General features: G+C 40.7%; 20 protein-coding genes and 1 pseudogene. 16 read left to right on the forward strand and 5 right to left on the reverse strand.

Translation table 11 applies throughout. The features are described 5' to 3' along the window. The 15 genes and pseudogenes from PSE60_RS14445 to PSE60_RS14515 all read left to right on the forward strand — a co-directional run. Positions 1-284: T6SS immunity protein Tli4 family protein (locus PSE60_RS14445; protein ID WP_272665847.1), on the forward strand; the 284-nt coding region annotated here is incomplete at its 5' end. 229 nt (positions 285-513) lie between these two features. Further along, positions 514-810, forward strand: a complete 297-nt coding sequence (locus PSE60_RS14450) for a hypothetical protein (protein WP_272665848.1) — start codon at positions 514-516, stop codon at positions 808-810. A 61-nt stretch (positions 811-871) separates the two neighbouring features. Beyond that, the gene (locus tag PSE60_RS14455; protein ID WP_272665849.1) at positions 872-1,129 is read left to right on the forward strand and encodes a PAAR domain-containing protein; all 258 of its coding nucleotides are present in this window, start codon (positions 872-874) and stop codon (positions 1,127-1,129) included. A gap of 21 nt (positions 1,130-1,150) precedes the next feature. After that, the gene (locus PSE60_RS14460; protein WP_272665850.1) at positions 1,151-2,239 is read left to right on the forward strand and encodes a hypothetical protein; all 1,089 of its coding nucleotides are present in this window, start codon (positions 1,151-1,153) and stop codon (positions 2,237-2,239) included. A 1-nt stretch (position 2,240) separates the two neighbouring features. Then, on the forward strand, positions 2,241-5,594 hold the full coding sequence (locus PSE60_RS14465; protein WP_272665851.1) for an ImcF-related family protein: 3,354 nt from the start codon (positions 2,241-2,243) through the stop codon (positions 5,592-5,594). 19 nt (positions 5,595-5,613) lie between these two features. After that, positions 5,614-7,224 carry a type VI secretion system protein TssA gene (tssA, locus tag PSE60_RS14470; RefSeq protein WP_272665852.1) on the forward strand — a complete coding sequence of 537 codons (1,611 nt, stop codon included), beginning with the start codon at positions 5,614-5,616 and terminating at the stop codon, positions 7,222-7,224. A gap of 23 nt (positions 7,225-7,247) precedes the next feature. Beyond that, a complete protein-coding gene (gene tssF, locus PSE60_RS14475) occupies positions 7,248-8,999 on the forward strand; it encodes a type VI secretion system baseplate subunit TssF (protein ID WP_272665853.1) in 1,752 nt (583 codons plus the stop codon). Beyond that, positions 8,975-10,066 (forward strand): type VI secretion system baseplate subunit TssG, encoded by a 1,092-nt coding sequence (gene tssG / locus PSE60_RS14480; RefSeq protein WP_272665854.1) that lies wholly within the window; start codon positions 8,975-8,977, stop codon positions 10,064-10,066. Before tssF ends, tssG begins: the two co-directional genes overlap by 25 nt. 15 nt (positions 10,067-10,081) lie before the next feature. Then, positions 10,082-10,621, forward strand: a complete 540-nt coding sequence (gene tssJ / locus PSE60_RS14485; RefSeq protein WP_272665855.1) for a type VI secretion system lipoprotein TssJ — start codon at positions 10,082-10,084, stop codon at positions 10,619-10,621. 1 nt (position 10,622) lies between these two features. Then, positions 10,623-11,051 (forward strand): type VI secretion system baseplate subunit TssE, encoded by a 429-nt coding sequence (gene tssE / locus PSE60_RS14490; RefSeq protein WP_210839138.1) that lies wholly within the window; start codon positions 10,623-10,625, stop codon positions 11,049-11,051. Between the two features lie 23 nt (positions 11,052-11,074). Beyond that, on the forward strand, positions 11,075-12,418 hold the full coding sequence (locus PSE60_RS14495) for a VasL domain-containing protein (RefSeq protein WP_272665856.1): 1,344 nt from the start codon (positions 11,075-11,077) through the stop codon (positions 12,416-12,418). 131 nt (positions 12,419-12,549) lie between these two features. Next, positions 12,550-12,765 (forward strand): hypothetical protein, encoded by a 216-nt coding sequence (locus tag PSE60_RS14500; RefSeq protein WP_272665857.1) that lies wholly within the window; start codon positions 12,550-12,552, stop codon positions 12,763-12,765. Between the two features lie 246 nt (positions 12,766-13,011). Then, on the forward strand, positions 13,012-13,266 hold the full coding sequence (locus PSE60_RS14505; RefSeq protein ID WP_210839144.1) for a hypothetical protein: 255 nt from the start codon (positions 13,012-13,014) through the stop codon (positions 13,264-13,266). A 116-nt stretch (positions 13,267-13,382) separates the two neighbouring features. Beyond that, on the forward strand, positions 13,383-13,790 hold the full coding sequence (locus PSE60_RS14510) for a hypothetical protein (protein WP_272665858.1): 408 nt from the start codon (positions 13,383-13,385) through the stop codon (positions 13,788-13,790). Positions 13,791-14,134: 344 nt separating this feature from the next. Beyond that, a pseudogene (locus tag PSE60_RS14515) lies at positions 14,135-14,269 on the forward strand (tyrosine-type recombinase/integrase); the annotation flags it as partial. A 402-nt stretch (positions 14,270-14,671) separates the two neighbouring features. On the opposite strand, the gene PSE60_RS14520 reads toward PSE60_RS14515, so the two are convergent. The 4 genes from PSE60_RS14520 to PSE60_RS14535 all read right to left on the reverse strand — a co-directional run bounded on the left by PSE60_RS14520 (position 14,672) and on the right by PSE60_RS14535 (position 18,940). After that, positions 14,672-15,091, reverse strand: a complete 420-nt coding sequence (locus tag PSE60_RS14520) for a GNAT family N-acetyltransferase (protein ID WP_272665859.1) — start codon at positions 15,089-15,091, stop codon at positions 14,672-14,674. Between the two features lie 96 nt (positions 15,092-15,187). Beyond that, positions 15,188-15,718 (reverse strand): MltR family transcriptional regulator, encoded by a 531-nt coding sequence (locus PSE60_RS14525; RefSeq protein WP_272665860.1) that lies wholly within the window; start codon positions 15,716-15,718, stop codon positions 15,188-15,190. Between the two features lie 100 nt (positions 15,719-15,818). Then, positions 15,819-16,979 carry a mannitol-1-phosphate 5-dehydrogenase gene (locus tag PSE60_RS14530; RefSeq protein ID WP_272665861.1) on the reverse strand — a complete coding sequence of 387 codons (1,161 nt, stop codon included), beginning with the start codon at positions 16,977-16,979 and terminating at the stop codon, positions 15,819-15,821. Positions 16,980-16,990: 11 nt separating this feature from the next. Next, a complete protein-coding gene (locus tag PSE60_RS14535; RefSeq protein ID WP_272665862.1) occupies positions 16,991-18,940 on the reverse strand; it encodes a PTS mannitol transporter subunit IICBA in 1,950 nt (649 codons plus the stop codon). Between the two features lie 625 nt (positions 18,941-19,565). Between PSE60_RS14535 and PSE60_RS14540 the strand changes: the two genes are divergently transcribed. Further along, positions 19,566-20,801: an SLC13 family permease gene (locus PSE60_RS14540; RefSeq protein ID WP_272665863.1), complete on the forward strand. Its 1,236-nt coding sequence runs from the start codon at positions 19,566-19,568 to the stop codon at positions 20,799-20,801. 52 nt (positions 20,802-20,853) lie between these two features. On the opposite strand, the gene PSE60_RS14545 is transcribed toward PSE60_RS14540, so the two are convergent. Then, positions 20,854-21,591 carry a cyclase family protein gene (locus tag PSE60_RS14545; RefSeq protein ID WP_272665865.1) on the reverse strand — a complete coding sequence of 246 codons (738 nt, stop codon included), beginning with the start codon at positions 21,589-21,591 and terminating at the stop codon, positions 20,854-20,856. Positions 21,592-21,608 lie beyond the last annotated feature (17 nt).

Below are 21,608 nucleotides of genomic sequence, written 5' to 3' on the forward strand. Positions count from 1 at the left end.
CAATCCGAAATGGAAATTTATCACCCAATAATATTCCTTCACAGGAATGGCTCGTGAAAGGTGAGCAAGAAGTGTATTCAAAAGCAGAAAACAAAAGGATCCCAAATTTACCCTATTATTTCTTTACGTTTTATGCCAATGAAGCCACGAGTTCTTTAACGCTCCCTAACTTACATATTCTTATGAACAATCAAGAATTATTCACTACCTACAGTGAATCAGAGATGGTAGATATTTGGGATAGGATTGTCGGCTCTCTACGTTATAAACCCAATGCGTTTTAATATTGGCAACAATACTAATTAAGTAGTTTAGAAAAAATGTCAGTATCATTGATGACAGCTTACCTAAAATAATTTTCATCTATTCTAAGGTAACCATAAAGAAAGACCGTAAGCTTACAACCCATTCAGCATTAAAGACAAATCATATAATGTATATCGCCCATACCCTGCCCTACATGGGTGACAGTTCGGCATTAAACTCACTTTAATTTTACTTCAAGGAACTATTATGAACGCTTATTTAAAGTTATTTACCCTATCTTCTTTAGTTATCAGTATCGCCGCCATTTCAGGCTGTGCACCTAAAACAATGACCACTGAGCGAAATAAAAACATTACATTAGCAAACCCTTTTGGTGGCTCTACTGAAGGGCAATGCTATAAAATAACGGCAGAAAATAAAGATTATTATGGTCGTTTAGATAAAGACGGTCACCCTTTAGTGATACCTGAAATTGCTGATAAAGATATTTCGGTTAGTTTGTCCTTATTGTCAGACAACGATTGCAAAGAACAAGGCCTTTAATATTACCTAAGCTACTTTTTTAATTTTATTAATAACAAAAATTTAATTCTAGTTGGTTACTATGAAAGGATTTGTCTGTCTTGGTGACAAAAATACCCATGGAGGCCATGTGCTCTCGGCTTCATCCACAATGTACATTGACGGTAAACAAGTTGCACTCGTTGGAGATCTTGTTTCCTGCCCCAAACACGGTAATAACACCATTATAGAAGGGGCTGATTCCGCTTTTGATAATGGTATTGCCATTGTAGTGGATCAGTGCCTATGTGCATGTGGGTGTCGGGTGATCAGCTCCGAGCCCACAACCCATATAAAATAAGCAGATAAGGATATTGAATCGATGTATTGGAAGATCCCCTCTATTCCGAATAAAACACCGATAGAAAAACCCAACTATAAGGTTATACTCTTCTTTTTCGTAACGATAGTTGCTGCCGTTTATGCCTATAGTGTCACATTATCGGCAGAGCAAAAAACACGGTTATTATTTATCGCATTCCCCATTATCGCTCTCCTCTTTTTTGCCTGTATCAGTTTTTTATACGTTCGTTATCAACATTCCGTGATCACCTGTCACAACTGGGAAAAAGAGAAAGAAATCACAAAAAGGGAATGGCAAGCATGGTGCCAATCTTCAGTGATCTCTATCGCAAACGTTATCTATACCCCCGATAAAGACGGTACTGACGTGTTTTTGCAAGAAGCAGAAGCCGTTCCGATGTTTCCAAATAAACCTCGTCGTTTATTCAATCTTTTGCAATTTGATAATGACTTCATTGCAACCCTTGATGCACAACTCGAAAAACAGTCTCCTCTTTATCGGTCTTATCTGTCAAAAATTTACCTCTTCGACAGTAATGATAGTATCAGTAATGAAAATTTAATTTATGAACATTGGCAGCTCAAACCTATTCGATCACCTCGCTATCAAGATATTTTTTCAGCTTATGATGATACCGAACAAAACAAGATGTTTTTAATTGTGACGATCCAGTCGCAAGCAAAATACAGCGAATTTATTTCAGCTCAACTATTTTCAACAAACCAACAATTCATGAATTCAAATAATGTCAACGTAAAAGTCGAACGCGTCATGGAAATAGACACCCAAGATATCGATAATGAAATAGTGAAATACGTGGATTACAGTGGGATATCGAGAAAGAATACATTCCAAACATGGATAACTGAGAGTCAGCAAGATATCGTAGATAACGTTCTCATCACCTACACTGAAAAAAATATTGAGTTTGATAAATCTATTCCAATTCGTTCTTTCGCATTATCTTATTCAACGCCTCATCCGAATGCATTTTTTACATACCTTTCACTCGTAACTGAAATATCATTAAAAACAAAATTAGACCAAATCCTCATTCACCCAAATCCTCATGGTGCCAGTTACGCTGTTTATATTCGTAGGTCTTAATATGAAAAATAAAATATCCGCAAGTTTTCCTCGTGGGAAGCTATTTGCGATTTTTTTAGTCTTACTCCTAAGTTTATCAATCGTTTTATTTGTCACTTATCAATATCAACCCTTTGACTTAACACCATACTATATTGGAATGTCGATATTCAGTATCATTGCTTTATTCGGTATTTATTTTTATCCTATAAAAAATAAATTTTCACAAAGACAAGAACAGAAAGCGTTTAAGCCACAGAATAGCTCAATCGATTTACATGCGCCGATTAAACAAATAAGCTTATTGCACAATGAAATTATTCAAGCACTACGCAACCAATACGGCACTTTCTGGCATTCCAAAGTCTCCATTCAGCTCCTCCTCGGCTCCCACTCCGCCGTCGAAAAACTCGCCCCTAGCCTGACGCAAGAAATCTGGCAAGAGTGTGATGGCACCTTGCTTATCTACGGTGGCGATATCGGCAGTTCCATAGACTCAGAGCGACTAGAAACCCTCAAACACCTACGCCGACGTCGTCCGCTCGATGGTGTGATTTGGGTGACAGAAAACAGCATTTCTTCCCAGCTTTTAGACAACAGCGTCACGTTCACTAACCTCAATACCGCAACAGCCCATAACGCAGGGCGTGCAATCCAAAACCTCTTCCAAGCATTAGGTTGGCGTGCGCCTGTTTGGGTATGGAGTGTCAGTGACCAACAATCCCTCAGTGCTGTTGAAACGCCCGCTATCCTCTGCATGACAGAGCAAAATATGCCAGCCGAGGCGCTATCACCTAGCTTGTTAAGCCTGATCCCCGCACTTGTGATCAACGGAACCCAAGCATTACTTCGCGAACAGAAACACACCTATCTACTCGCCTTAGCCCAATTTCTACAAAACGGGGGCAGCCAGCAGCTTGCGACCGCATTAGCGCCACTCAATACCCAATTACGTACACTGCCTTTTTCCGGCATCGCATTTAGCCCTTCTATCAATCCGTTAAATCAGCAACGTTTACCCAATAGTTGGCACCCCGATACGCGCTGGCAAAGCTGGTTAAATGTGCAATCTGAACTGGCATCCGGTTTACAGCCTGCCTCTTTAGGCTTTGAAAAAAAACGTCTCGTTCAATACGGTGCTGCTACCGCCATGACCTTGTGGGGTGCAGGCATGATTGTCTCTTATTTCGCCAATCGCCAGCTTATCGAAGAGAGCTACCAAAGTGCGAGCGTCGCCGCTAACAGCCAATTGCCGGAAACTGAACGCCTCAAAGCTCAGTATGATTTTCAGCAAACTCTTGGGCTGTTAACTCATCGGGAACAGAACTCAGTGCCTTTTTGGCTACATTTTGGCTTGAATAGCAATGAGCCGCTATTAGCGCATTTATGGCCGTTGTATCAGCAGACGGTACTCCCTCCTCTGCGAGATAATATCCGTCAACAACTTGAGCAACGATTGCAAGCCTATACACAATTATCGCCAAATAGTGATGAGCGTCGCCAAGCGACACAACGTGCATATCAAGATTTAAAAACTTATCTCATGATGAGTACGCCTGAACGCATGGATCCGGCGTTTTTTACTGATAGTATCCTAACTACCCTACCCGCCCCTCAGGGAATGGATGAAGGAGAATGGCACACTCTCGGCAAAGAGTTGCTCATGTTCTACGCGCAGCAGCTACCCAAGCACCCTGGCTGGCAATTATCGGCTAACAATAACCTGATTAATCAAAGCCGTACCTTACTCATTCGACAAATCGGCCAACGCAGCGAAAGTGCTTCATTATACCAAAAAGTGCTTTTGCAGGCACAGAACCAATTTCCGGATATGACCCTCAATGACATGACAAACGATACTGATGTTAGCTTTTTATTGACGACAGAAGAGTTTGTACCGGGCATTTTTACCCGCAAAGCGTGGGAAGAATCCATTCAACCCGCCATCAAAAAAGTGGTTGAATCCCGTCGCAATGAAATTGACTGGGTATTGAGCGACAACCAGCATGAACTTAGCCAAGATATTTCGCCTGACGTACTTAAACAGCAACTCACCGAGCGTTATTTTGCCGATTTTTCAAGTAGCTGGTTAAATTTTTTAAACAGCCTGCAATGGCGACAGACCGACAGCCTGTCCGATACTATTGACCAGCTCACATTAATGAGCGATGTTCGCCAATCTCCGGTCATTGCCCTGATGAATACCCTCGCCTACCAAGGGAAAACCGGACGTCAGGCAGAAAAACTGGCCGACTCGTTTGTTAATTCGGCAAAAGAGCTGCTCAACAAAGAACAAAAACCGGTGATTAACCAAAAAGCCGATTTTACGGGGCCATTGGAAGAGACGTTTGGTCCTATCCTAAACTTTGTTGATCCTCAAGCCACCTCACAAACCGGTGATAATCTGAGTTTACAAGCGTATTTAACCCGTATTACTCGTGTGCGCTTAAAACTTCAGCAAGTGGTAAATGCCCCCGACCCACAAGCCATGTCCCAAGCCTTCGCACAAAGTATTCTAGAAGGTAAAAGTGTCGATTTTGCCGAAACGCGGGATATGGGGAGCTTGATTGCCGCCAGTTTTGGGCAAGAGTGGCAACCTTTTGGCGATGCACTGTTAGTGGAGCCCATGACCCAAGCGTGGCAGCAATTGCTCACACCTACCGCTCAAGGGATCAATAGCGAATGGCAAAATGCGATTGTCAATGAATGGAACAACGCCTTTGGCGGTCGCTATCCCTTGAAAGACACGCAAAGTGATATTTCTTTGCCTCTGATGGCACAATATCTTCGCCCTGATAATGGACGTATTCAGCGCTTCTTAGAAACACGTTTGCAAGGTGTCTTACGCAAAGAAGGTAACCATTGGGTACCCAATAGCACGAATGCTCAAGGTTTACGCTTTAACCCTGAGTTTATTCAGGCTATGAATACCTTGAGTGAGCTAGGCGATGTGGCCTTCGCCGATGGAGAGGCTCGCCTGTACTTCGAGATGCGTCCGGGAACCAGTAAACAGGTGATGCAGACCGTACTGGTGATCGATAAGCAAAATCTTACCTACGATAACCAGTTCCCGCAATGGCAACGGTTTGTATGGCCTGCCGATACCATCGCGTCAGGCGCCTCATTGTCTTGGATGACGACCTCCACCGGTACCCGACTCTATGGCGATCATCCTGGTGTCTGGGGGTTAATCCGTTTACTCGAGACAGCCAATGTCGCGCCTTATGCAGGAAGCACCAGTAGCTATACCGTGTCATGGACCACGCCAGCTGGCAATACACTCAATTACCAACTGCGTACTGAAATGGGCCAAGGCCCACTGGCGCTATTAAAACTACGTAACTTTGTGCTACCTGAAAAAATCTTCTTGGATTAGCCTCGATAGGACATCACCTATGCCTTTATTAACTGCCTTGCGCACAGCCTGTTTTACCGGAAATCCGCTTGTCGCTAATCAATTAGTGGAACAACAAGTCGTGTTATGGGAACGCTGGTTATTGCCAATCACAGCTGAAAATCCGGTTGGGGAAGACCCTGGCTATGACGATGACTTCGAACGTATGAAAGAAGAAGTCAACAAGTTATCAGGCTCAGATACACAATTAATCTGTACACTTGCCGAAAATCTCTTAACTCATGTCTGTAAAGACGCACGCGTTATCACTTACTATATTTGGGCGCGTTTGCATCGTGAAGGGGAAACGGGATTAGCCGATGGGTTAGGATTACTGGCAGGGTTACTCCACCGTTACCATGATGACTTGCTGCCAAATCGCCCAAATAGCCGAAAATCCGCCATTGAATGGCTCGCGGGTCAACGAGTTATCGACAGCTTATCCCTTTATCCTGAAGTGGATAGTAACGAATTTGCACGTATCGTGGCGTTACTTAGCTCGATTGTGGATGAATTTAGTACATGGGATGAAGCAAGCCGCCCTAACCTTGCGCCCCTCTTACGTGCCTTAGAAAATCGACTTGCACAATCTGGCGGTGCGAATAGTGTTGTTCCTCAAAATATTAAATCAACAGAAAATACATCAACAAAACAGACATCATCGGGTATCAGCTCTATTACCCCTATTCAATCGGGTCGCGAATTACTTGACCAAGCCAAAGTGCTTGCCAATTATCTGCGTAATCAACCTAATGGTTGGTTGTCAGGTCACCGGCTGATGAAATCCGTACGGTGGGATACGCTACACCAATCTCCCCCACAAAATCAGCAAGGTTGTACTCGATTAGCCCCACCACGCTCAGATGCTAAAGCGCAGCTAAAACGTTTATATCTGCAACAAAATTGGCTCGAACTCACCGAGCAAGCCGATCGATTGTTTGCAGAAGGCGTTAATCATTTTTGGTTAGATGTGCAGTGGTATTTGCATCAGGCATTGAGTAAATCCCCTGCGCCGTGGGACGGCTGGGCAGAAGTGATTACTTCTGATTTAAAGCAGTTCTTACTTCGCTTACCGGGTTTAGAAAATCTCGCTTGGGAAGATGGCACACCTTTCGCTGATGAAGTTACATTAGCGTGGATCAAACAGCATATTCTAGAAGAGAATATTCAGTCTCTCCACCACATGCCTGTTCGTGGCACAAGTGACGATGATAACGACTCAATATTTTCGTTAGAACAAGAAGCGTTAACTCAAGCTGACACTGAAGGCGTTGAAGCCGCATTAGCCTGGTTAATGTCACGTCCGAATATCCAAACACCCCGTCAAAAATGGTTGCTGCAATTAGTGATGGCAAGAGTGGCTGAACAATTTGCTCGTTATGATTTGGCACTGAATTTACTTCGTGAATTAGACCACAGTGCTGAGCAGATGCGTCTCGCTGATTGGGAACCACACTCGTTATTTGAAGTTAAAGCCCGCCAATTGCAACTGTTGCGAGGGAAAACGCAGCGTAACACGCCTGACAAAGCTGAACTGCATCATCAAATGTCTGAGTTACTGGCTCAACTCACACGATTAGATCCTGTGCGAGCCTTAGTGCTCTACCCCTAAATTAATCAATGAGAACCACACAAATGGATGATTTAACCCTTCGCTATTATGATGCGGAGATGCGATATCTGCGTGAAGCAGCTAAAGAATTCGCTCAAGCTCACCCCGATCGTGCGGCGTTATTAGATTTAGACAAAGTGGGCATTCCTGACCCTTTTGTTGAACGACTTTTTGAAGGTTTTGCCTTCTCCATGGGGCAATTGCGCCAAAAAATTGATGATGATTTACCTGAGTTAACAGAAGGGTTAGTTAGCCTACTTTGGCCTCATTATCTACAAACTATTCCATCACTTTCTGTCGTTGAACTCGCGCCAGATATTCACGATATGAAACTCTCATCGGTGATCCCTGCTAACTTTGAAGTGCTTTCGCGCCCGATTGGTCCCAAAAAGACCGTCTGCCGCTATCGCACAACGCGAGACTTAACGCTCAATCCCATTGTGCTATCAACCGTTAATTTAACCACAGAGCCTGATGGCCGTTCCGTAATTCGTTTGCAGTTCGATTGTGGGAAGCTCGCTGACTGGAAACAAACCGCGCTTAATGCACTCCCCTTTTATCTCTCTGGTGACGTTCCAACGACCTATGCACTCCATTTAGCGCTGACTAAGCAAGTTGCAGCCACCTATATTCGCCTGCCATCGTCCCCTGATCGTATTCGTTTACCCCTTTGGTTTTCCCCGGGGGGCTTTGCTGAAGAAGACCAACTGTGGCCTAAAAGCGATAGCACTTTCAGCGGCTACCAGCTATTACTGGAGTATTTTTCTTTCCGTGAAAAATTTTTCTTCGTCAACTTAAACGGGCTCGGTGAGATTCAATTACCTGAAGGATTGAGTCATTTTGAACTCGAAATTGTGCTTGATACGCTATGGGATAGCGATATTCCATTAAGTACGGATAACCTAAAACTGCACAGCGTTCCGGTGATCAACTTATTCAACATTGAAGCCGACCCACTGACGGTTAATGGGCTAGAAAGTGAATATTTACTACGCCCTCGGCGCTTGCAAGATGGACACACCGAAATTTATGCAGTCGATACGGTTCATGGCACAAGGCGAGATGAACATATTCACTATGTGCCATTCAGTAGTTTCCGTCACAGAGGGGGAATGCTCCGCCACAACGCCCCTGAACATTACTATCACACACGAATTAAACGCGGCGTCAGCGGACTACATGACACATGGTTAATTGTAGGGAGAGCGCACGAGCAACCAAGCGCATCTCTTGAAAGTGAAACACTATCGCTCCAATTAACCGGGACTAACGGACAACTCCCTCGCAAAGCGTTACAAAGTACATTATTAGACAGAACTGAAGAGACTTTACAGACACAGTTACGGGTTCGTAACTTATGCAAACCTACGCTACCTTGCTACCCACCTGCTGAAGATAGATTTCATTGGCGTGTACTTAGCCACCTTGGTGCCAGCTTCCTGAATATGATGGATAACGTAGAGGTATTACGAGGCACTCTCGCACTTTACGATTGGCGAGAGGATGACCTGAATAGCCGTAAACTCGATGCCATGATCCACGTTGAGCAGCATCTCATCGAACGATTTGAAAAAGGCTTTTTACACCGAGGTATTGCCATTGACATCACTATTGATAGCCACGGCTTTAACGGTGAAGGTGACATTCATCTTTTTGGCGAAATGCTCAACCGTTTTTTTGCCCTCTATACCGATGTACACCTGTTTAACCAATTGACTTTACATATTTTACCGACAGGAAATAGTCTGACATGGACCGAAAATCATCCTCAGTAAATCCGCTTCTTGATGCGCTTGGGGAGCGTCTTCCGTTAGTTAATTTCTATCGATTTTGCCAGCTACTAGAACAAAGTAATGCACAGAGCTCGCCGCTCGGCAGTACTCAAGACCCCAAAACAGATGCGATTCGTTTTCGCCCTCACCGTGGAATGGGCTTTCCCGTCACCGAAATTAAAGGGTTGGATATTGACGATAGATACCGTGATAGTATAACTCCGAGCATTCGAACGACTTTTTTAGGGTTATATGGTGTCACTTCCCCGCTACCGACAACCTACCTTGATGACATTGCACAACGACGTGAGGGAACCGAGTCTCTTGCCGATTTTTTAGATATTTTTAACCACCGACTGACGACGCAGTTTTATCGTATTTGGCGAAAATACTCTTACCCTGCAACATTTTTAGCGGGAGGTGAAGACGAAACTTCCCAGTATTTATATGGGTTAATTGGCTTAGGTATACCTGGCACGGCGCAACATATACAAGCGCCATTATCCCGATTTCTCGCATTACTGGGTACGCTACGTTTTCCAACTCGTACCGCCGAAGGGGTTATATCATTAGTTAAATTACTGGCGCCTGATACCCAAGTTAACATCAAGCCTCATGACCCAAGACGCATCGAGCAAGCCACTCAAACAGGGTTATCCTGCAGAACACCGATGACATTAGCCAACAAACCCGTATTAGGTCAGTACGCCACCGATGTTAATAGCCAAATTTTGATTATCTTACAAACCAATAACCTTGAAGAAGCTCGGAACTGGTTGCCTGATGGGGTGCTGTATCAAGATTTAATGGCACTATTGCATGTTTATCTCGGATCACGCGTCAATGCTCGTCTTAACTTAACGTTACCAAGAAAGTTATTACCCAATGCGGCGTTAAGCACTCAATCTCACCAAGGTGTTCAATTGGGGCGTACCGCAGCAATGGGAACACTCAGCCCACAAACTGCGCATCAAGAACACGTTATCACGTTAAATTTAGGGCGTTACCAACGATTAACGACGTCAACACAGAGTACGCCTCCCCAACACTATGCTAATTATCGATTTTAAGTTTGAGGATCACTTATGAAACAATTCCCTCTATTCTCCTTTTGCGGCAAAACATTAATGCTCCTCAGCGCATTAAATCTATCGGGCTGTGGTCTTACTCAGATGGTCGGTGATGGTACTCGCAATGTTGCAAGCTCCCTCTTTTATAAACAAGTGAAAGTCGTACACTTAGATTTTGTCGCACGTGAAGCATTAAATACCGATGATACTGGCGCATCGTTATCAACGATTATCCGTGTTTATCAACTAAAAAACTTTGAAAGCTTTGTAGAAAGCGACTATTCCACCCTTTTCGCTAAAGATAGCCAAGTACTCAAATCCTCATTAGTCACACAAAAAGATCTGCGAATTCGCCCTGGCGAATCAATTTCTCTTGATATGCCTCTCGAAGAAGGCGCTGAGTTTGTTGCTATCGCCGTGATGTTTCACCATCCAGACCTTGTCACCGATGATTGGCGTGTGGTGATCCCCAAAAAACGGTTATTACCTGATGACCCACGTTTATTAACGCTCGTGGATAACACGATGACACTAAAACCGCTGGGAGAAAAATAACATGTCTCAACCTTCATTATATGAAATGTTGACAGGGTATTTTGCGGGAGGATTGAATATTGATGACATTCCAGAACATGACCAAGTGATGGTTTCCGTCATGGACAATATTCGCCGTATTCTCAATACCAGAGCAGGGAGCATCGAACATATTCCAGATTACGGGCTTCCCGATATGAGTAAAATGATCCAAGGTCTCCCCGGCACCGCTCACAATATGATGACTGTTTTATCGGCAACGTTGCTCAAGTATGAGCCCCGCATCAAATCTCTTTCTTTAATGTTATTACCGCAAAATAGCTTTGGTGCACTCCACTATGCCCTTGAAGTTGAGTTGCACGAACAAGGTTTGATCCGCTATGGCACCCAATTTATGCCTGATGGACGCATTTTATTACATCATCTAAAAAAACAATTCGATACGATTTAAACCGACGATTGCATGAGACAATTATGAATCCAGACTTAAAGACATTACGCCTTGGTGGTGACCCGCGCACCCTGGCTGATTTCTCTGCCCTTAAAGACGAGTTAAACAAACGCTTCCACCCTGCCCGCCCTGATGTTGACTGGGCTCGAGCTCATGGCTTATGTTTATCCTTATTCAATCAAAATGGAGGAGATCTACAAACTTGCGCCTGGTTTACCCTGATCCGCCAGCATCAAAATGGCATCGAAGGATTAAATGAAGGATTATCACTGCTCCAGCATTTACTCCGTCACCACTGGCAAGGACTTTGGCCACAGCAAACCCATGCTCGCGTCGAAATTATCGCCACATTAAGCCAACAATTAGTGACGGGATTACGTGCATATGCTCCCATTTATGCCGATCTCCCTGCACTTTACCAAACTGAAATCACGCTGAACCAAATTGCACAGCAGTTACAAACATTAGAACTCAAACACCTGACTCAGCTAGAGCGTTTACAAAGTTTACTCGCCTCTCAAGCAAGGCAATTAGAGAGTACAGATGCGCCCGATAACGGTTTTATTCCACCGACACTTCCGCAACTCCCGAAAACGTCACCCTCGACATTTCAAGCTCATACCGCAGTCACCCCGATTTCCATTAAAACCAGTGAGACCATAAGTCCTCCACCACTTGCCAAACCTTCTTATCGTAAAGGACTTTACGTTGGATTGGCGGCAGGTATCATTCTCACAGGGGCACTTTGTGCCAGCGCGTTCTATGTTTTCCAACCATCAACTAATAGTCATGCCTTAGCGCAGGCACTCCCACAACTACCTGAATTTACACCGAATATTGCATCGATAGTTGAGCTGCAATTACAAACCAATTCAGCCCAACCGAATAGTTTCTCGCCCGAAAAACTCAATATGATCGATAACTACCTTATGGAATTGGAGTCGATATCCCCGATTTGGGCTCAGCAATATGGGCTGAGTATGGTGAATTACCTCACCAAACACTATAGTGAGCGACAAGAAGTCACCGCGTTAAACGATAAATGGCAGCAAAATATGCAAATCAACGCGTCATCTCGCGATAAACTCCAACAGTGGTCGGAAGGGATGACGGAGTTAAATAATCTCAGTACGCGCTTAGACAGTCTCGATGGTAAACCTCGCAGCTATATCACTGGATCTGAATTAAAAACGATTATGTTTAATGCACGTCAGCATTTTAATCAAGGGTTGCCACTCGAGGAAGAGCTACGCCAACTAGAACAATTACAAGCGCAAGGCACTGTACCTGAATCAGAATATCAACGTATTGATACCCACTTTAAGCAACTATTGAACCGGTATGCATTGATTCAGCAAAATAAATAATTCCCTATCACTCAATAAATTGCTCATCGATATTGTCATCATTCTCGCCTTATTTTTCATTAATAAATGTATTTGAGTATAAGTGGGAACATCAAATCAATCATCGCCATGCTCTATTTGAAGGAAATACAATGAGTCAGGATGAACAAGGCGAAAATATCCAACACCGTTTTTGTCAATTTAATGTGAAAAAACGGGTTTCTTGGGAATGTACGACTGAACATCAATCACGGAATGCCAAAGTCCACCTTGATATCCCTGCAACCAAAGTGGTTCCTGTTATTTTTTTACCTAGCATTATGGGGTCTAACTTAAAACATAAAGATACGGGCGATTCAGTCTGGTGAATACGCCGTAATCTGGCATTAATAGCATGGGATACTCTCGGGTGAGTTTTTACGTCAGAAAAGCGTTGGCGTGAATTACTAGACTCTAACGCAGTTGAAACGGATTTTAGTCAAAAGGTAGGTAATGATGATGTTCATCCTTTCATTTTAGATATAAATGATCAATATCATGCGAATACTTACCAATTTTACGGAACGTATTTTGATGAAAATGCCCCGAAAGATAGTCGTCGTTCAGATGCAACAGTGACGTGGAAATTACGTGATAAGACCCCTTGCTTATGGGTATCTGATGACAACCGTTCTACTGAGATGTATGGCGATAAGCACGAATATACGTTACTCAAATCTAGCAATAAATGGAAAAGTACGCCATCAATGGATTATGAGGGCGGGCACGGTGACGGTACAGTGCCTAAATATTCTATAAATTTAGACAGAAAAGAAATGTTTAAAGAAATTTTAGAGTTCATTATTAAGACAGATATAACAAATGATTGAAATCTGGAATAGGATTTTACAATCCTTTAAAGTTCGTCAAAATGCTTATTAATCGGTTAATTAACGAAGTGCTAACCTACTTTCTGCTATTACGCTATGTATACTAGTTATCATCGATGAATGAATCAAAAATGAGTTACCTTCTATTTATTAGTGCATTACTCTCATTCATTATATTAAATTGTGCATATGCAACTAAAACCATCGGTTGCTATTATTTTCACGATCCCGAGAAAAAATCAAATAATGATGTTAATACACTTATTAATCTAAAATTTAAATTTAACAATGAGGCTAAGTTAACTATTTCATCTTGGCAAGAATTATATTCTTGCGAGGGGAATTATACATTAAAAGAAATAGCCACAGGATTTAATGCATCTATTATTAATAAACAGGATTGTAAAATCCCCCCGCCTCAATTCGTTATAAGCAAAAATGCTAATAGATATTTAATTAAAAATGAGTCACTTTTAATTAATGATCCCTCCTCCTACCAACTGATTGAGTGCCGTTCTGAGTAATTGAAATGACTTGGCCGCTTGAATGTTATTTTACTTTTTATACGAGAATTGATTAATTGAAAAATAAGCCAACACTTCTGGGCTCATTAACAGGCTGTTATCAACAGTTTTTCTTTAAATCTGAAACCACATAAGCATAATACCAATTTTGGCTCGTGAGTATTGCTCCTTCGGTAGGATAATAACAAAGTATATGGCCTTCCATATATAACATTAAGTATACAAATCAATGGAGAAAAGGTAAGCGCATCATGAACCTCATAGCTAGCAACAATTATATTAAAGTAATCATTAAAGGTATTGGAGAATGTTACAACCAGGAGCAGATGTACATGGCTATTTAATTGTTTGGGTATGAGGGAAGGCTAACAAAACATGGTATCCGTCACAAGATGGGCACTATCTTGCATGAGGAAGGTTTTAACTTAGCATGGGTTGAAACCAGGCTCGCACATATCGATAAGAATACGACCCATGGCATGGATAAAGGTTTGGTAGTTAAGTATCTTAGATTCTTTGTAATTAAAGCACCAATAAAAAGTGAGGGTATAAAGAAGGTTACAATCAGAAATAAATATTAATTTAATCATTATTAATCAAACTGATAACATAAAAAATCGATTCCTGTAGGGACTTCTAAAGATCTATTAAGACCTCCATTTTCAAATAAAAACAATAAATTGATTATTTTTACTTCCAAGAAGGTCTAGTAACTTTTAGTGGAATCTAAGTACTCATGTATATAGTATTTTTTATTGGTAAATTTATTTAGCCGATACCAGAAGAAAAGAGATGAAGTAAAAATAGCCTTTAGAGAGCATAAGCCCAACTGAGGAGAATACAAATAAAGTTATCACCGAAATTAGTTGTAATAATAAAATTCATATATCACGCTTAGTTAAATAATGTCGTTGCATACCTGTCTCCGGGAAGTCAGGTAATGACATTTGTTTCACATATCCTAATTTTTCATAAAATGGCAAAGCTTGGAAACTAAATGTGTCAACTAAGCTATGCATACAGCCTAGTTTTTTTGCTTCCCGTTCAGCGGTATACATCAATTCACGGCCTAATCCATCATTTCTGGCACTTTCACTAACCCATAAATAATCAATACATAACCAATTTGCCTTAATTGAGGCAAGTAAACCACCAAGCATCACGCCATCATCATTTTTAAAATAAATTCCTAATGAACTAAATCGGTCGGCATTTAAAAACTTAGTATTAAAACTACGCAACCCTGCAAGTAATTCTTCTTTATCTTCGGTGGTGATTTCATGTGCAATAATAATATTCATTCGATGCTCTGCTGATTCTCGGCTAATAATGCATTATTTCAAACATATTTACCTTGATAAGTAAACAGTAAAATAGGGATGATAGAATAACCGATTTTAAAATACATCCGTTTCGATAATTTGGGTAATTAAAGCTGTTACAGACAATATCAATGAAGATTTGATCATTTGCTGAAAACGGTATTTTTGCAATTCAATTAATTGATTATCAATAAGATCTTCTGGCTGATTAAATCTCATCATTTCTGGTAATGGCTCCATACAATGAAGCATTTTAATACTGCCTAAAATTTCATCATCCGTAAAATTTATATTTATTTTTTCTGCAGATAATGACTCATTCAAAGCAAGAAATAATTCTATATCTTCATAGGTTTCACGAGAAATAGCCCCTAACGCAAATAAGAGTTTCAAACGAACCGATAACTCCCCTAATGGGCCATTTCCAGTTAAAAGAGGCTCAACTGCATATTTTACTGCATAGTCATCCTTTCTGAAAACTTTTAACATTAATTTATCAATAGCTTGTGAAATTAAAATAACGACATCTTGAACAAATAAGTGCACCTCTGGTCGTTGATTCAACCGCTCAAGAATTTGATTTTCAATGTTTTGTTTATTTTCCATATTAGCTTCTTTTATCACTTTATGGCTATATTACTTGCTTTCACATAGTAGGTAGCCATAAAGTGATTGAACCTCAATAATTAACCCATTATCCGTAATATTACTTTTTACTCAACATCATTAACTGGTATTGAGTACAAATTTTATCAATTACCTCTGGATATTGCTCTATTCCACAAAGTTGAATGACCGTTTGGGTAAGTCCTTTGTCTGCAATTAACTTTGCCATTTCATTTGCTTGGGGATCAGTTTCACACCTAAAATGCAATGCAGCTGCAATACCTATGATCAGATTTTCATGTGATAATTGATATTCAAATGTACCTAATAACGGCTTAATTAGGCGATCATTTGAACTTAATTTTCGCATAGGTTGTCGTCCTACTCGGCTAACATCATCTTTTAAATATGGGTTCGCAAAGCGGCTCAGTATTTTATCTATGTATTGATTATGTATTTTCGAATCAAAGCCATAACGTTGAATTAATACTTGCCCGCTTTCTTTCATTGCCGATTTAACAATAGTGTGGATCCTCAAATCGCCAATCGCTTCACTAATTGTTTGGTATCCATATAATTGTCCCAGATAAGCTGTTATTGCATGGCCTGTATTTAACGTAAATAGCTTACGTTCGACAAATGCCATTAGATTATCCGTTAATTCCATTCCTTCGATAATAGGAATATCACCAACAAATTGTGTCTGATCAACAATCCACTCACTAAAGGATTCGACGGTAACATCAAGCGGGTCATCATTCGCTGCCTCCATCGGAGGAACAATACGGTCAACTGCGGAGTCTACAAAACCAATATGCTGCTCAACCCATTGATGTAACTCTTCAGGCAATTGAGCCAATACATGTTGCTTTAATTGGCTAGTTCCTCTCACCATATTTTCACATGCAATAATATTGAGTGGCTGGTTATTTCCCAACGATTTTCTATGAATAATGCCTTTAGCTATCGTTGAGGCAATTTTTTCAAGCACTTGAGGCCCGACTGCTGTTGTAAGCATATCTGCCGTTGCAATATACTCTATCGTTTTAGGGTCATTACTATTAACAGCGTGAATGTGTTGGACTTTCTCAATACGATTTTCCTGACCAACAACATGAACATTATAAGATTGTTGATGTGCTAGTTGGTCAATTAATGGCTGATTGACATCAGTAAAAGTTACTTGTGAATTTGCGTCTGCTAATAATTTGCCAATAAAACCGCGGCCTATATTTCCTGCACCAAAATGAATGACTTTCATTATTATTCTCCTTATGCTGCACTTTGAGACGCTAAAATTTCGAGTACTTCCTGAACATCTTGGGTTTCACATAAACGCTCAATGACCCCATTTTCATCTAAAGCGGAAGTAATTCGTGTAATAACTTCAATGTGCTCATTATTTTGTGCTGCAATACCAATCACTAAGCGAGCAATTTCATCGGGTTCTTCACCAAATTGTACGCCTTCAGGATATTGGCAAATAACAATGCCAGTTTTTAATACGCGGTCTTTGGCTTCTATTGTTCCGTGAGGTACCGCAATAGACTCTCCAAGATACGTTGGTGTTAGTTTTTCACGAGCTAGCATAGCCTCTATATATTCTGGCTCAACATACCCGCCTTCGACTAACTTCTGCCCTACAAAGCGGATAGCTTGAGTTTTATTTTCTGCCGCCAGATTTAAATGGATGTGCTTCGCACTTAAAGTAAACAAAGCCTCTTCATGTTCGGTTATGTCATATGACTCATCATTAGCCGCAACAATAGTTTGTTTAATTAAATGCCCATCATTAGCTGCCTTAGGATTTTTTTTAGCTATTAAATTCGTGACTAAATCATTATACGTCTGGCTATCTAAGAAGTTTGTTAAAGAAATATGGATTGCATTTGGCGCAAATGATTTCGCTCTTTGCGTTAAATCCCTATGAGTGATAACAATATCAACATTTTCTGGTAAATCGTTGATTGCCATATTAGTGACGGTGATGTCTAGCAAGCCAGCATCACGTACTTTTTTGGCTAATACCCCCGCTCCCATTGCACTTGAACCCATGCCTGCATCGCAAGCGACAATAATGTTGTGCACTTGAGCTAAATTGATAGAAGCATCTTTATTGATTGAATTTACTGATGATGACTTTGATTGCGTTTTCATATTACGCATTTTTTTCGTCGCACTCTCGAGTTCATCATCATCACCAATTCGTGTTCGTTTTAATAAAAGAGCTGAAACGATGAAAGAAACAGCTGTAGCACTTGCGACCGATAAAATAACGCCGATAAGTGATGATTTAGGCGTCATCAGTAGAACTGCAAATATTGAGCCCGGGGATGCAGGAGAGACTAACCCAGCATGAAAAAGGTTCATCACAAATACCCCTGTCATTCCACCCAGAATAACAGCAAGAATTAACCGAGGATTCATTAAGACGTAAGGAAAATAAATTTCATGGATGCCACCAAAAAAGTGAATAATTGCGGCTCCTGGCGCAGACTGCTTAGCATTACCTTTACCAAAAAACATATATGCGAGTAAAACACCTAAACCTGGTCCAGGGTTGGCTTCAATTAAGAAAAAGATGGATGCACCTGTTTCAGACGCTTGCTGAATACCTAGTGGTGAAAAAATACCATGATTGATAGCATTATTAAGAAATAAGATTTTGGCAGGTTCAACAAAAATAGACGTGAGTGGAAGTAAATTATTCTCCACCATCACATTCACACCGGCTGCTAATATCTTGGATAGCCCTGCAACAAGAGGCCCAATTGCTAAATAAGCCAAAATGGCTAATAACATGCCGATAATGCCAGATGAAAAATTATTCACTAACATTTCAAAACCCGTTTTAATTTTGCCTTCTATCCACAAATCAAAACGTTTTATTGCATATCCGCCTAATGGGCCAGCAATCATTGCCCCCATAAACATTGGCATGTCGGCACCAACAATTACGCCCATTGTTGTTATTGCACCAACTATTCCACCCCGCTCTCCACCAACTAAACGGCCACCGGTATAACCGATTAATAGTGGTAGTAAATAGGTGATCATAGGGCCTACAAGTTGAGCTAATGTCTCATTAGGCCACCAGCCAGTTGGGATAAATAACGCAGTAATTAATCCCCAAGCGATAAAAGCACCGATATTAGGCATAACCATATTACTGAGGAAACGCCCAAAATTCTGTACCTTTAATTTGATATTTGATGTTACCATGACAGAACCCCGTGGTACGAGAATGATAAAGTTGTAACGTTATCGCCAAATAACGTCCGTGATTTTTTCAACACTTTCACTCTAGCATGAGCTTTATCAGATTCGCACCACGTGGGCCTTTATGTGATCAAAGTCACCATTACCCCCCTATCCACCCTATATTTATATTGATGCAGTTCACAAAAATCTCGTGTTACTAAATTACATTGCTCTTTTTTTGCACTAAAAAACCATTTTTTGTGATTTTTGTCACAAATTAAAAAACGTTATTTATCTTTAAATAGTGACTTTTGTCACAATTAATTTTCAATTTCTCTTTTTTAATCCTATGAGTTGCCATCAAATTCTCATCTGTACAAATATTTTTTTAATTTTGTAATAAAATTACCCAATGTATTTTCTTTGTTTTTTTATACTGCAATAAATCAGATTATCGTTTCTTATGGTCAATGCTTGTTATCGCTATTTGTAAACTTCATTCTTAATTTCATTATTATTATCTTTTGGCGACAATCTTAAATGGAGCTAACTGCAACATGTTATTATCAATATATTATTTAGCCTTGCTTCGCTGAGTGTTCATCGATAAATTACCTCTAATTTTCTTAATTAAAATGTGAATATCATGACGTTAACCGTTATTGTTTTTCTTTTGGTTTATATTGCAATGGGCTTTGGTAAGCTACCTGGCTTCAAAGTTGATAGGACTGGAGCTGCTGTTATTGGCGCTCTAGCCATGATGGCTATCGGCAGTATTACACCTCCTCATGCGTGGAATGCTATCGATTACCGAACGATTGGTATGTTATTTGGGCTTATGGTCGTTTCTGCTTCTTTTGTTGTGTCAGGTTTTTATAGTTGGACCGCAAACCGAGTGGCAATACTAAAAGTTTCTCCCCCTACATTACTCGCGGTTTTAATTCTTGTCGGTGGCTTTCTTTCTGCATTACTCACTAACGATGTTGTTGTTGTCGCCATGACACCATTATTAGTATCAATTAGTTTGTCTCGCGGCTTAAACCCAATTCCATTTTTACTTGGTTTTTGTTTCGCGGCGAATAATGGCGCAGCCGGTTCATTAATTGGTAGCCCACAAAATATGATCGCAGCCCAAGGGCTCGATATCTCGTTTGTTGGCTTATTACAGGCATCAGCAATACCAGCTCTACTTTCTTTACCATTAACATGGTTGGTACTCGTTTGGTTATATCGTAATCGTTGGTATTTGACTAAAGAAAATACGCAAACAACTCCCCCACAAACAACCCAAGAAACATTAAATGTATGGGAAACAGCAAAAGCTGGCGTCATTACCTTCGCAGTCATCATTGCCTTTATTGTGACTGATATTCCTAAAGAACTTATAGCATTGACTGCTGCTGGGTTTTTATTATTAAACCGGTCCATTGCCTCAAGTGATATGCTTAAACTCGTCGACGGTAATCTTCTATTACTCATCATGGGGTTATTTGTTGTTAACGCTGCTTTTTCCGCCACAGGCCTTCCTCAGCAATTGTTAACTGATTTACGAAGCTACGGTGTGGATCTCAATAATCCATTAGCCCTATTTTTAGTGACCGGTGTTCTAAGCACTATCGTTGGAAACAACCCCTCAGTTATGTTACTCGTCCCATTCTTGACACCTGATGGTAATGCCGATTCGTTAGGTGCTGCTCTTGTATTGGGTTCAGGTTTTTCAAGTAATTTACTGGTCTTTGGTAGCCTTGCTGGGATTATTGTCGTTGAACAATCAGCGGCATATGGCGTAAAAATTTCTTTCAGTGAGTTTTCTAAATCAGGGGGAATTGTCGCGCTATTGTGTATGCTATTAGCCGCTGCATGGATTATATTTGCTTTATAGTCGTTTTAACCAATCTGCTATTACATTAGCAGATTGGTTATAATTATATTGCCTATGGGAGTATTGCAAAAGAACGTACAGGAAAACCACTGGCATTATTTGGTTTAGCGACAATATTAAAAATTACGGCACCACGTGTGGGTACTTGGTCTAAATTAGCTAGTAATTCAACTTGGTATGTATCTTGCTCTAATACATAATACTCACCGAGTAATGCATTATTTTTTCGAAAATCTTTTGCTGCATCAGTATCAAATGTTTCATGCCCGATAGCTTTTATTCCACGTTCTTCAAATAAAAATTTAAGGGCGTCCATACCCCAACCCGGTATTTGGTTATTGCCCTCGTCATCTTTATTATCCATAAGCTCTTGTGATGGCCAACGTTTGCTCCAATCGGTGCGTAATGCAACAAAACTCCCAGATTCAATTCGGCCATTTTGTGCTTCAAAATTGAGAATATCATCTCGAGAAAATGCAAAATTTGGATCTTTTTTTGCCCTTTCTGACTGGTCAATAACAATCAATGGCAGAACAAGTTCCTTTAATTCGAGTTCATGTAAATAACGCATTCCTTCGACAAAATGACAAGGAGCATCAATATGAGTGCCATATTGGCCTGGAAATGTAAATTGCTGTGCAAAAAAACCCTCTGGATAACCAAATAATGTTTTAAATTCAGCAGAATCAAACATAAAAAAATGTGGTGAATCTTTATCGAAGCTATGTGTCAAATCAACCCATCTTTTGGATTTTATTACATTAAATGCATCAATTAATTCGTTACTCATACTTTCCCCTGTCAGTT

Origin of the sequence: Providencia sp. PROV174 (genome assembly GCF_028480685.1) — a bacterium.
Taxonomy (GTDB): domain Bacteria; phylum Pseudomonadota; class Gammaproteobacteria; order Enterobacterales; family Enterobacteriaceae; genus Providencia; species Providencia rettgeri.

Coding starts and splice junctions, on each gene's coding strand:
- PSE60_RS14495 (WP_272665856.1), top strand. CDS start 11,075: ATGAATCCAGACTTAAAGACATTACGCCTTGGTGGTGACCCGCGCACC.
- PSE60_RS14535 (WP_272665862.1), bottom strand. CDS start 18,940: ATGGTAACATCAAATATCAAATTAAAGGTACAGAATTTTGGGCGTTTC.
- PSE60_RS14540 (WP_272665863.1), top strand. CDS start 19,566: ATGACGTTAACCGTTATTGTTTTTCTTTTGGTTTATATTGCAATGGGC.
- PSE60_RS14465 (WP_272665851.1), top strand. CDS start 2,241: ATGAAAAATAAAATATCCGCAAGTTTTCCTCGTGGGAAGCTATTTGCG.
- PSE60_RS14500 (WP_272665857.1), top strand. CDS start 12,550: ATGAGTCAGGATGAACAAGGCGAAAATATCCAACACCGTTTTTGTCAA.
- tssG (WP_272665854.1), top strand. CDS start 8,975: ATGGACCGAAAATCATCCTCAGTAAATCCGCTTCTTGATGCGCTTGGG.
- PSE60_RS14450 (WP_272665848.1), top strand. CDS start 514: ATGAACGCTTATTTAAAGTTATTTACCCTATCTTCTTTAGTTATCAGT.
- PSE60_RS14525 (WP_272665860.1), bottom strand. CDS start 15,718: ATGGAAAATAAACAAAACATTGAAAATCAAATTCTTGAGCGGTTGAAT.
- tssJ (WP_272665855.1), top strand. CDS start 10,082: ATGAAACAATTCCCTCTATTCTCCTTTTGCGGCAAAACATTAATGCTC.
- PSE60_RS14460 (WP_272665850.1), top strand. CDS start 1,151: ATGTATTGGAAGATCCCCTCTATTCCGAATAAAACACCGATAGAAAAA.
- tssF (WP_272665853.1), top strand. CDS start 7,248: ATGGATGATTTAACCCTTCGCTATTATGATGCGGAGATGCGATATCTG.
- PSE60_RS14520 (WP_272665859.1), bottom strand. CDS start 15,091: ATGAATATTATTATTGCACATGAAATCACCACCGAAGATAAAGAAGAA.
- tssE (WP_210839138.1), top strand. CDS start 10,623: ATGTCTCAACCTTCATTATATGAAATGTTGACAGGGTATTTTGCGGGA.
- PSE60_RS14545 (WP_272665865.1), bottom strand. CDS start 21,591: ATGAGTAACGAATTAATTGATGCATTTAATGTAATAAAATCCAAAAGA.
- PSE60_RS14510 (WP_272665858.1), top strand. CDS start 13,383: ATGAATGAATCAAAAATGAGTTACCTTCTATTTATTAGTGCATTACTC.
- PSE60_RS14530 (WP_272665861.1), bottom strand. CDS start 16,979: ATGAAAGTCATTCATTTTGGTGCAGGAAATATAGGCCGCGGTTTTATT.
- PSE60_RS14455 (WP_272665849.1), top strand. CDS start 872: ATGAAAGGATTTGTCTGTCTTGGTGACAAAAATACCCATGGAGGCCAT.
- tssA (WP_272665852.1), top strand. CDS start 5,614: ATGCCTTTATTAACTGCCTTGCGCACAGCCTGTTTTACCGGAAATCCG.